Origin of the sequence: Shewanella sp. DW31 (assembly GCF_015767295.1) — a bacterium.
GTDB classification, from domain to species: Bacteria; Pseudomonadota; Gammaproteobacteria; order Enterobacterales; family Shewanellaceae; genus Shewanella; species Shewanella oncorhynchi.
Window position 1 is genome coordinate 1 of sequence record NZ_JADWMP020000041.1, and the last position, 10,398, is coordinate 10,398.

At 46.7% G+C, this 10,398-nt stretch carries 11 protein-coding genes; 6 read left to right on the forward strand and 5 right to left on the reverse strand.

Features of this window, described 5'->3' with window-relative positions; genetic code table 11:
- Positions 1-407 precede the first annotated feature (407 nt).
- Positions 408-662 (forward strand): YkgJ family cysteine cluster protein, encoded by a 255-nt coding sequence (locus tag GWI56_RS21375; RefSeq protein WP_173242460.1) that lies wholly within the window; start codon positions 408-410, stop codon positions 660-662.
- Between the two features lie 22 nt (positions 663-684).
- Positions 685-1,140 (forward strand): Rrf2 family transcriptional regulator, encoded by a 456-nt coding sequence (locus tag GWI56_RS21380; RefSeq protein WP_105250838.1) that lies wholly within the window; start codon positions 685-687, stop codon positions 1,138-1,140.
- Here the strand turns inward: GWI56_RS21380 and GWI56_RS21385 are convergent.
- From GWI56_RS21385 to gpmM, 4 genes are read right to left on the reverse strand one after another with little or no spacing between them, the layout of a single operon-like run.
- On the reverse strand, positions 1,115-1,870 hold the full coding sequence (locus tag GWI56_RS21385) for a divergent polysaccharide deacetylase family protein (RefSeq protein ID WP_198574006.1): 756 nt from the start codon (positions 1,868-1,870) through the stop codon (positions 1,115-1,117). The genes GWI56_RS21380 and GWI56_RS21385 overlap by 26 nt on opposite strands.
- A gap of 9 nt (positions 1,871-1,879) precedes the next feature.
- Positions 1,880-3,088, reverse strand: coding sequence for a S41 family peptidase (locus GWI56_RS21390; RefSeq protein WP_198574007.1), 1,209 nt, complete (start codon positions 3,086-3,088; stop codon positions 1,880-1,882).
- A gap of 32 nt (positions 3,089-3,120) precedes the next feature.
- Complete coding sequence (locus GWI56_RS21395; protein WP_113941204.1) at positions 3,121-4,254, reverse strand: peptidoglycan DD-metalloendopeptidase family protein; 1,134 nt, start codon at positions 4,252-4,254, stop codon at positions 3,121-3,123.
- A gap of 10 nt (positions 4,255-4,264) precedes the next feature.
- On the reverse strand, positions 4,265-5,809 hold the full coding sequence (gene gpmM / locus GWI56_RS21400; protein WP_198574008.1) for a 2,3-bisphosphoglycerate-independent phosphoglycerate mutase: 1,545 nt from the start codon (positions 5,807-5,809) through the stop codon (positions 4,265-4,267).
- Positions 5,810-6,076: 267 nt separating this feature from the next.
- Between gpmM and GWI56_RS21405 the strand changes: the two genes are divergently transcribed.
- The 4 genes from GWI56_RS21405 (at position 6,077) to GWI56_RS21420 (ending at position 9,692) form a co-directional block, all read left to right on the forward strand.
- Positions 6,077-6,511, forward strand: coding sequence for a rhodanese-like domain-containing protein (locus tag GWI56_RS21405; RefSeq protein ID WP_168826998.1), 435 nt, complete (start codon positions 6,077-6,079; stop codon positions 6,509-6,511).
- A 295-nt stretch (positions 6,512-6,806) separates the two neighbouring features.
- Complete coding sequence (gene secB, locus GWI56_RS21410; protein WP_006083777.1) at positions 6,807-7,292, forward strand: protein-export chaperone SecB; 486 nt, start codon at positions 6,807-6,809, stop codon at positions 7,290-7,292.
- A 4-nt stretch (positions 7,293-7,296) separates the two neighbouring features.
- The gene (gene gpsA / locus GWI56_RS21415) at positions 7,297-8,313 is read left to right on the forward strand and encodes an NAD(P)H-dependent glycerol-3-phosphate dehydrogenase (RefSeq protein ID WP_105250843.1); all 1,017 of its coding nucleotides are present in this window, start codon (positions 7,297-7,299) and stop codon (positions 8,311-8,313) included.
- 194 nt (positions 8,314-8,507) lie between these two features.
- Positions 8,508-9,692: an NAD(P)/FAD-dependent oxidoreductase gene (locus tag GWI56_RS21420; protein ID WP_198574009.1), complete on the forward strand. Its 1,185-nt coding sequence runs from the start codon at positions 8,508-8,510 to the stop codon at positions 9,690-9,692.
- Positions 9,693-9,896: 204 nt separating this feature from the next.
- Here GWI56_RS21420 and GWI56_RS21425 read toward each other — a convergent pair whose 3' ends face one another.
- Complete coding sequence (locus GWI56_RS21425) at positions 9,897-10,169, reverse strand: hypothetical protein (RefSeq protein ID WP_242068459.1); 273 nt, start codon at positions 10,167-10,169, stop codon at positions 9,897-9,899.
- Between the last annotated feature and the right edge of the window lie 229 nt (positions 10,170-10,398).

The following is a 10,398-nucleotide window of genomic DNA, read 5'->3' on the forward strand; positions in this document are numbered from 1 at the left end:
GGTAGTTCAGTTGGTTAGAATACCGGCCTGTCACGCCGGGGGTCGCGGGTTCGAGTCCCGTCCGCTCCGCCAACATTAAGAGATAAGCCTCATCGAAAGATGAGGCTTTTTTCGTTATGGCGTCGCGGATAATTCGTGTCAGTGACGCTAATGCTTCGGGCTCGAAGCATGTGGTTATCCTCATACTCGGCCATCATGTAGATGAAATCCTTATCAGAATATGAAGCTTTCGCTTCAATGTTAAAAATCAAAACCTACTTTTTTGCCGATCTTTATTCCACTTTATTGATAGTGTTTCTTTCACGTTCTGAAAACCTCCTGTGCGCGACTTGGCAGTATTGACCTGTGACACTGATCTCGGACAAATTAAACGGTATAATGCTTTATGTCTTTCATGAGTAACGAAAATGAATTGTCGTCTTGGGTGTGGTGCTTGTTGTATTGCGCCTTCAATAAGCAGCAGTATTCCGGGTATGCCAAAGGGTAAGGCGGCGGGTGAGCGTTGTGTGCAATTGAGCGATGCCAATTTATGTTTGATTTTCGGCTCGCCTGATCGTCCTGCGGTTTGTAGTGATTTCGATGCATCTGAAGATGTTTGTGGTCATTCGAACGAAGAGGCGCTTTGGTTGATTACCCAACTCGAATCTCAGACCTCTCATTAAGTTTATCGCTGACAGGTGAAATATGCAGTTAACTCGTTATACCGATTTTGGCGTTCGTACCCTGATGTATTTAGCGGTTCAGCCAGATAGAACAACTTTATTTAGGATTGCTGAAATTACGCAGGTGTTTGATCTGTCACCAAATCATGTCTCTAAGATAGTGCATCATTTAGGCAAGATGGGTTACCTTGAAACCATCCGCGGTAAGATGGGTGGTTTCCGTTTGGGTAAGCCTGCGAGTGAGATTAACCTAGGCCAGTTAGTTCGAGTGTTAGAAAACTCACTCGCACCGATTGATTGCAGCAAACCTTACTGCCGATTTACACCAGCCTGTAAGCTTAAAGGCGTGTTAGCCCAGGCTGTTGAAGCTTATTTGAATGTGCTGGATCAATATACTTTGCTGGATATTGTGAGTAACCGTGACGAGTTAGTCGCCTTGCTGCCAGACTTTTCTATTTCAGTACTGCAACTGGATTAGTACCACTTTTAAGTGCAATACCGATGGGGAGCAAACTCGATGCTGGCACCAGATCAATCCCCTCGGTTTTAAGTCTGTGTAGGTTAGCCTCCAAGAAGCGCATAGTTTCCGGATAAGGATGGGCAATCGCCACCAAGCTACCTTGGGTATGTGCCTGACTTATCATTAAGTTAAATTGTTTCTCGAGTGCATTGGCACTAGTATCATTGTCTAGAAACAGTTGGCGTTTTAGTAAAGGAATGCCTAGCTTATCTGCGTTATCCCCAGCCTTAGTGAATCGTGTTGTCATACTATCGACAAAATACAGCTGCTTTTGTTTGAGTGTTTCCATGACCCAGAGCATGGGATCGTCCAGTTGAGTTAATAGACTCCCCATGTGGTTATTGGCACCTTTGGCAAAGGGAACGCTGTTAATTGCATCAATAACACTGGTGCGAATTTGTGCCTCAGTCATCGTATTGGTTAACCCCCCCAGCCCTAATGTCTTACCATTAAGCGCCTGCATGGGAAGATGTAGCATAATTTCGTGGCCTTTTTGGTGTCCTGCGTTAGCGAGTTCTTTGCCAAGTGGGGTATGAGGTAATACAGCGAGTGTTACTGTATTGGGCAGTGCCAGTACGGCTTTATCTGTATGACGATAACCTATGTCATCAATAATGAGTGCAAGCTGGGCAGCATAGCTTTGAGAAATGCTTAGGGCCAATAGGGCCAAGGAATAAAGTAAGCGCACAATTTCTTCTTATTCGTCATGGTGCTGTATCCATGCAATGGCAGAGGTCACTTGATGATCTTGGGCCAGTGATGCATGTGCTGATAGGGCGTCGATTATAGCTAAATTATCGACGCTGGGACCAGTTTCGGCGGCAATTTTTATGTCAGGGATGATCCCTATGTTGTGAATGTTTTCACCTCTAGGAGTATTGTACTGGGCAATTGTGAGTTTAATCGCGTTACCATCTTCTAAGATGGGGATCAGGCTTTGTACTGTACCTTTGCCAAAACTGGTTTCACCTAAGAGTTTGGCACGACCATTTTCTTGTAATGCGGCGGCGAGAACTTCGGATGCAGAGGCCGAGCCTTTGTTGATTAACACTAGCATAGGCACGTTAGTCAGCATGGTTTGCGGTGAGGCATAGTAGTCAGAGTTGGCGTCGAAGAAGCGGCCAGAGGTCGAGACTATGCGTCCTTTGGCGAGAAAGAGATCCGCAATTTTAACCGCTTGGTCGAGTAGGCCGCCGGGATTATTACGTAGATCTAAGATAAGTCCTGTGAGCGGTTTGTTTTGCCATTGGCTGAGCGAGCGCACCATATCTTCGGTAGAGTTTTCTTGGAAGTTGCTTAATCTGACATAGCCAATATTGCCATCAAGCAGTTGAGTACTTACAGACTCTATAGTGATATTGCTTGGCTTGAGTGACACTTTAAAGGTGGCATCGTCATTACTGTGTTTTAGCTCTAAGTTAATACTCTGATTATTGAGACTATGTCTTTTTATTTCAGTAAGGATATCGGCTAGATTCGTTTCAGTCGCCAGGGTGTCGTTAAGTTTAATAATAATATCGCCCGCACGTATTCCCGCTTGCTCTGCGGGAGAATGGGCAAAGGGGGCTATGATGCTGATGTGGTCTTTTTTGGCCGCGACTTCGAAACCGAAACCAAAATACTCACCGCGATTAGAATCTTTAAGATCGAGTAATTCTTGATGATTCAAGAAGCTGGAATAGGGGTCGAGATGTTCAAAAATGCCTTTGATGGCGGCCTGCACTAGCTCTTCTTTGGGAACGGTTTTGATATAGTAAGTTTCAACCGTTTCAAGTACATCTTGTAGTAATGGATAGTCAAAGTTGTCGCGGTAGGATTTAGCATTCTCTTGGCTGGAGAGGCTGATGGATAGGCCTAAAGTGAGACCTAATCCAACGCAACTGATATAGCGGATCATGTATTTCATAACGGTCCCCTGTGATAAGGGGACCGTTATGATTAGCGACAGTATTTCGCTGGATCGACGGCTTGCCCTTTGTGCCTTATTTCAAAGTATAGGCCAGGCTCGCTCTGTCCACCTGAACGTCCGACTAAAGCAATCGCTTCACCGCTTTTTACCATCTCACCAGGGCTTTTTAGTAGGGTTTGAGCATGACCGTAAAGACTCATATAACCTTTACCGTGATCGATGACCATAACAAGACCAAAACCGCGTAACCAGTCGGCATAAATGACTTTACCACCTGAAACAGCTCGAATATTTTGCCCTTCTGGTGCAGACAACATAGTGCCTTTCCACACTACTTGACCGGAACGTTGGCTACCAAAGCTAGCACTCACACGACCTTTTGTCGGCCATTTAAGTTTGCCACTTTGTTTACCAAAGCCTTCCATCGAGGGATTATCTTTCATGGCCCGCAGCGCTTGTTCAACGACGCGCTTTAAGCTGGCCTCTTCAATTTGCAACTGCTCAAGCTCTGCACCCTTAGAATTTAAGGTGCGTTGCAGCTCTTTGATGGTCAGTTGACGCTGATCTTGCTCTTGGCTCAAACGTTTAGCTTGTACTTGTTGTTCGGCCACGAGTTTGGTTAATTGCTTTTGCTTACTCGTTTGCGACACCTTGATCTCATCTAGCTCGGTCAAGGTTTGCTTTAATTCGTTGATCGACTTCATCCGCGCTTTATTGAGGTATTGGTAATAAGCCAACATACGCTCGATAGTGGCGGGACTTTGCTGATTAAGCATCATCTTAGTGTAATCGTGATTACCGGCAAGATAGGCGCTCGACAGCTGTTTCGACAGTGTTTGTTGTTGAGTCACCTTAAGCGTTTCTAACTCATCTTGACGTTGTTTTAGCTCGGCAAGTTTAGTGTCGATTTGCGCTAAGCTATTTTTGGTGCTGTTGACTTTTTTGGCCGCTGACGCAATCGCTTCTTCATCGCTACGCAGCAATGACAGCAGTTTTTCTCTTTGTTTACTGGTGGTTTTTAATGCGCTTTGTTGTTGATTTATTTGCGTTTGGATTGATTTTAACTCGGACTTACGCTTCTCCAAATCAGAAGCGTGTGCCGAGAAAGATAACATCATAAAGCCAGCAATAATGCTGGCTTTAACAAGGAGTCGAGTGCTCACTAGGTAACGGTTACTCTTTTATGTGGATTAAGGGTTTGCCCGTCATCTCAGCTGGAATGGCTTCGCCGATCAAGGTCAAGATGGTTGGTGCAACATCGCTGAGTTTACCACCTTCATCTATGGTCGCATCGCGTCCAACAAAGACGAAAGGCACGAGTTCACTGGTGTGGGCCGTGTGAGCCTGACCTGTGGTTTCGTCGGTCATTTGCTCGGCATTGCCGTGGTCGGCGGTAATAATACATTCTCCGCCCACTTTCGCCAGCGCATCAACCACACGGCCGATACAAGCGTCGACAGCTTCACAAGCTTTAACGGCGGCATCGAAATTACCTGTGTGGCCAACCATGTCACCATTGGGGTAGTTACAGATGATCACGTCGTACTTAGTTGATTCAATTGCTGCGACTAACTTGTCAGTCAGCTCTGCTGAACTCATCTCAGGCTGTAGATCGTAAGTTGCCACTTTAGGCGAGTTGATTAGGATGCGATCTTCTCCCTCGAATGGCTCTTCTTTACCGCCGTTAAAGAAGAAAGTTACATGGGCGTATTTCTCAGTTTCAGAGATACGTAGCTGAGTACGACCTTGTTTCTGCAGCACTTCACCTAAGGTATTCACTAAGTTTTCAGATGGATAAGCGATAGGTGCTGTGATGTCGCCAGCATACTCAGTCAAAGTGACGAAGTGCATTTTCGGCATAACAGCGCGTTCGAAACCATCGAAGTCTGGGTGAATAAAGCTACGGGTGATTTGACGGGCGCGGTCAGCACGGAAGTTCATAAAAATCAGGGCATCGCCGTCTTTTAAGGTTGCAACTTGACCGTTGGCATCTGTGATCGCCGATGAAGAAACGAATTCGTCGTTTTCGTTACGTTCGTAAGCCGCTTCCAATGCTGTAACGGCATTGTCGTATTGGAATTTTGATTTGCCTTGGGTGATTAAATCGTAGGCTTGTGACACGCGATCCCAACGATTATCCCTGTCCATAGCAAAGTAACGACCAATCATCGAGGCGATACGGCCATGGCCTAATGTAGTAAACAGATCATCAAAATGACTCAGGCTACCCTTAGCGCTACGCGGTGGCGTATCGCGGCCGTCGAGGAAAGCGTGCAGATAAACCTGAGTTGCACCGCGCGCAACGGCCATACGGCACATAGCTTCGATATGCTCTTCATGGCTGTGGACGCCACCGGGGGAAAGCAAGCCCATAATGTGCACTGCTCCGCCAGCTTTGATGGCTGAGTCTACCGCATCACATAGCGCAGGATTTTTTTCAAACTCATGATCTGCAATGGCTTTACTGATACGAGTGAGTTCTTGATAAACCACACGGCCAGAGCCTAAGTTAATATGGCCAACTTCAGAATTTCCCATCTGGCCATCAGGTAAGCCAACATCTAAGCCAGAACCTGAAATCAAACTATGGGGATATTTAGCGTTGAGACGGTCGAGTACCGGAGTCTTGGCGTGGAAAATCGCATTATTATGCGTGTTTTCACGGTAGCCCCAGCCATCGAGGATCAACAACGCGAGCGGACGTTTAGCTGTCGTCATAGTGATACCTTTAAGTTTTATAGAAGCGATAGAAATCTGAAATTGGTCAAATATTACTACGTTAGCGGGGTATGAAAAAGCGCTTTACCCCGATTAAGGTCATCGAATCACTAATTCGCCCGATTCTGTGAGTGGCTTGTGACAAGTACAGAGTCAATTGCACTAAAAGTGCGATCTCGAACTGTGACTAAACTGCTGCATTCTGCCAAGGCAATCGGTATACTCTGTGCCCTTATCGAATTTTCGCCATTTATGCGGGCAATCATCATGCAAGAATATATCGAATTTTTTAAAGCTCACTCAATGCTCAGTCTGGCTTGGGTGGGATTATTTGTTGTGCTTGTCGCGAGTATCATCAAATCGAGCATGTCAAAAATCAAAAGTATTTCTCATCAAGAATTAACGATTATGGTGAATAGACAGGACGCTAAAGTCGTTGATGTGCGCTCAAGTGATGAGTTCCGCAAGGGCCATATTGTTGATGCAATTAACGTTACGCTAGCAGATATTAAAAATAATCAGATATCTGCCCTTGAAAAGTATAAAGCGAGTCCCATTATATTGGTATGCAATGCTGGCATGACCTCGTCTCAAGCCGCTCAGCTTTTGAGTAAGCAAGGTTTTGAAAACCTGTACAACTTGAAAGGTGGTATGGGTGAATGGCAGGCAGCAAATATGCCTGTTTCAAAAAGCAAAAGATAAGTTGTCGGCGGCAGTTATGATTTAAGCTGCACTCAATCCACTGGATAGTGCAGTAATAAAGTCATCATTGTTTGGCATACTGATCCTACGGTCGCTAAGGGCTTAATGTAAGTTTTTAGACTGGTTCGATCGATACCCGAATATGGGTACAATTTGGGATGATACCGAGATCTGATATAGGCCTTGAGTAACATAAGCCCCGAGCCAATTTACGTTCAAATAGTAATTGGCTTTCAAATAATAATTGGCTTTCAACGAAAAGCCGATACAACATTGATAGGATAGGTAGGAAATTATGGCTGAAGTAGCAAACAACGAACAACAAGCCCCACAATTCAACATCCAACGTGTTTACACTAAAGATGTGTCTTTCGAAACGCCTAACAGCCCAGCGGTATTCCAAAAAGAATGGAACCCAGAAGTTAAGTTAGATTTAGACACGCGCAGCGCTAAATTAGCTGATGATGTGTATGAAGTTGTCCTGTCTTTAACTGTGACTGCACAAAACGGTGGCGATACCGCTTTCCTATGTGAAGTACAACAAGCCGGTATCTTCTCTATCACTGGTCTGACTGAGCCACAATTGGCCCATTCATTAGGTGCATACTGCCCTAACATCCTATTCCCATATGCTCGCGAAACCGTGGGCAGCTTAGTTGGTCGTGGTACTTTCCCACAACTGAACTTAGCACCTGTTAACTTCGACGCGCTGTTTGCCCAATACGTGCAACAACGTCAAGCTGCTGCGACTGCACCAGCTGCCGAAGAAGCTAACGCTTAATTACATGAAAAACTCTGCCGATATCACGGTATTAGGGGCGGGCTCTTATGGCTCCGCCCTTGCCATTTCTTTAGCCAGCAACGGTCATAAGACCTTGTTATGGGGACACGATCCTGTCCACATGCAAACGCTCGCTCAAGACAAGTGCAACCAAGCTTTTTTGCCTGGTATTGCGTTTCCTGATTGTTTACAGATCGAAGCCGATTTAGCTAAAGCCTTAGCCGCCAGCAACAATGTGTTAGTGGTCGTGCCAAGCCATGTGTTTGGTACTGTGCTTGAGCAAGCTAAACCGTTACTCCGTAGCGATGCGCGCATCGTATGGGCAACGAAAGGGCTCGAGCCTGAAACCGGACGTTTGCTGCAAGATGTGGCCCGTGATGTGTTAGGTGAGCAATATCCGCTTGCGGTGTTATCTGGGCCGACCTTTGCGAAAGAACTCGCCATGGGTTTACCTACGGCCATTTCGGTTGCGGGCACTTGTCCTACGTTCACTAATGATCTCGTTGAGCTGTTACACAGCCCTAAACGTTTGAGGGTTTACGCCAATGACGACTTTACCGGACTGCAACTTGGCGGCGCGGTAAAGAACGTGATCGCGATTGGCGCGGGCATGTCCGACGGTATCGGCTTTGGTGCGAATGCCAGAACGGCCTTGATTACCCGTGGTTTAGTCGAATTGACGCGTTTAGGCGAAGCCTTAGGTGCCAATGCGGCCACCTTTATGGGCATGGCGGGGTTAGGCGACTTAGTGTTGACCTGTACCGACAACCAATCCCGTAACCGTCGTTTCGGTTTAGCCTTAGGTAAAGGCTGTGATGTGATGACTGCACAGGCTGAAATCGGCCAAGTGGTTGAAGGTTATCGCAATACCAAAGAAGTGTTTACACTTGCGAAACGCCTCGGGGTTGAAATGCCGATCACTGAGCAGATTTACCAAGTCTTGTATCAAGGCAAAGCGCCGGTCGATGCTGCTAAAGAGCTGCTCAGCAGAGAAAAGAAATCAGAAACGCCTACGCAATAAACCGCGAGCCGTGATGATGCTGTAATGCCGAATAAAGGAAAGGGTGCTAAAATAGCGCCCTTTTTTGTGCCTAGCGTTTGAGCTTATCTTTGCTCCGTTTAGCTGTTGCATGATTTGCTTGCTAAAGGTTCGCGAGTCAGCAAATTGCCCGTTGGCAGTCAATACCAATCAATTTATCTGTGTGGAGTAAGAGCGTGAAACATCATGATGTCATTATTATCGGAGCCGGCGCCGCGGGATTGATGTGTGCAGCGACCGCGGGTTACCGAGGCCGTGATGTACTCGTACTCGACAATGCCAAGCAAGCTGGGCGTAAAATCCTCATCAGCGGCGGCGGGCGTTGTAACTTCACTAACCTTAAAGTCGAGCCCGCTAATTTCCTCTGTGGTAATCCTCACTTTGTTAAATCGGCACTCGCGCGTTATCCGTCGCAGCAGTTTATTGAAATGGTCGAGCGTCACGGCATTGAATACCACGAACGTGATCACGGCCAACTGTTCTGCAATGACTCGGCCAAAGAGATTGTCACTATGCTATTGACCGAGTGTGAATGGGCGGGCGTGACGATCAAGCTGCGTACCGATATTCTGGCCGTTAAAAAGACGGAGGCTGGGCGCTTTGAGCTCAACACCTCTAACGGCGAACTGAGCTGCGACTCACTGGTTATCGCCACTGGCGGCTTATCCATGCCTAAACTCGGCGCCACGCCTTACGGCTATCAACTGGCCGAGCAGTTTGGCCTAAAAGTATTGCCAACTCACGCGGGTCTGGTGCCGTTTACATGGCACAGTGAAGATAAAATTCGTTTCGAACCCTTGTCGGGTATAGCGGTTCCGAGCCGCATTACCGCCAAAGATGGCACTGCGTTCAGCGAAGCCTTACTCTTTACCCACCGCGGCTTATCTGGCCCTGCCATTTTGCAGATTTCCAACTATTGGAAAGCGGGCGAAACCATAGAAATCGATCTCTTGCCGAATATGGATTTGGCGCAATTGCTTGAGCAGCAGCTCACTGCACATCCAAAACAAAGCCTGCGCAACACCCTCAGCCAATGGTTGCCTAAACGGCTGGTCGAAGTGCTATTCGATGAAGCCTTGTTGAACAAAGCGTTAAATCAACTGGTGCACGCCGAGCGTGCAAAACTGGTGGATGATCTCCATCGCTGGACAGTATTGATGAATGGCACCGAAGGCTACCGCACCGCCGAAGTGACCTTAGGTGGTATTGATAGTAATGAGCTGTCATCCAAAACCATGGAAGCCAGCAAAGTCGCAGGACTCTACTTTATCGGTGAAGTCATGGACGTAAGTGGTTGGTTAGGTGGGTTTAATTTTCAATGGGCCTGGGCATCTGGCGTCGCCGCAGGAAGGGCGGTTTAGTCTCTAACTTGCAAGAGTAATGAGTTTAAAACCCTGACTGTTTGAACTCATCAAAGCCAATCTTCTAGCTAAATCAGCAAGGCGGCTGAATCGTATATTGCGTTATATACATTGCCACAGCTTCCCAGTGACACGCCGCCCTTTTATTTCACAAGAAGTAGCCCTATAGGCTCGACAGCAAAATCTGCTGTATATGGCTCTTGATTACAAGAATCGAATGTTGCGATCACATCGATGTGAATGAGCATCCATGCCGCCAACAATCACTGTTGCAACAGTGGCAATCTTAACGACCACTGAACTGTTCATCAGGCTAAAAGATATTGCCCCAAAACTAGATAAGTTTGTCGTCAGGTGTACAGGATGAATTGTCATTGTTTCCCCTGTGACACGCCATAAACTCATCCCTGAGGGCTCGACGGCGGCATCCATGCCGCCAAAGGTCACAGTTGCCACAATGCCAATCTTTACGACCATTGAACTGTTCATCTGGCTAAAAGCTTTTGCCCCAAAGTGGGTTTTGCAGTTCAAAAGGGGAATAGGTCAAGTAAAGCTTTGCCTATATAAAAGTTGATGGTTCGACTTAGAAGTGATGTACCCATCTTTTTTGTAGTTTGAATGCGTTAATCAAAATCAAAGTCGTGGGGCTTCACCCCACACCCGACCAAGGAGGACTGCTCGTCCTATCCTCCTTGGATGCTCCAAG

What these genes read in the sequence shown, in the direction of transcription:
- GWI56_RS21375 (WP_173242460.1), top strand. Translation starts at nt 408, where the DNA reads ATGAATTGTCGTCTTGGGTGTGGTGCTTGTTGTATTGCGCCTTCAATA.
- GWI56_RS21380 (WP_105250838.1), top strand. Translation starts at nt 685, where the DNA reads ATGCAGTTAACTCGTTATACCGATTTTGGCGTTCGTACCCTGATGTAT.
- GWI56_RS21390 (WP_198574007.1), bottom strand. Translation starts at nt 3,088, where the DNA reads ATGAAATACATGATCCGCTATATCAGTTGCGTTGGATTAGGTCTCACT.
- gpmM (WP_198574008.1), bottom strand. Translation starts at nt 5,809, where the DNA reads ATGACGACAGCTAAACGTCCGCTCGCGTTGTTGATCCTCGATGGCTGG.
- GWI56_RS21405 (WP_168826998.1), top strand. Translation starts at nt 6,077, where the DNA reads ATGCAAGAATATATCGAATTTTTTAAAGCTCACTCAATGCTCAGTCTG.
- secB (WP_006083777.1), top strand. Translation starts at nt 6,807, where the DNA reads ATGGCTGAAGTAGCAAACAACGAACAACAAGCCCCACAATTCAACATC.
- gpsA (WP_105250843.1), top strand. Translation starts at nt 7,297, where the DNA reads ATGAAAAACTCTGCCGATATCACGGTATTAGGGGCGGGCTCTTATGGC.
- GWI56_RS21425 (WP_242068459.1), bottom strand. Translation starts at nt 10,169, where the DNA reads ATGGTCGTAAAGATTGGCATTGTGGCAACTGTGACCTTTGGCGGCATG.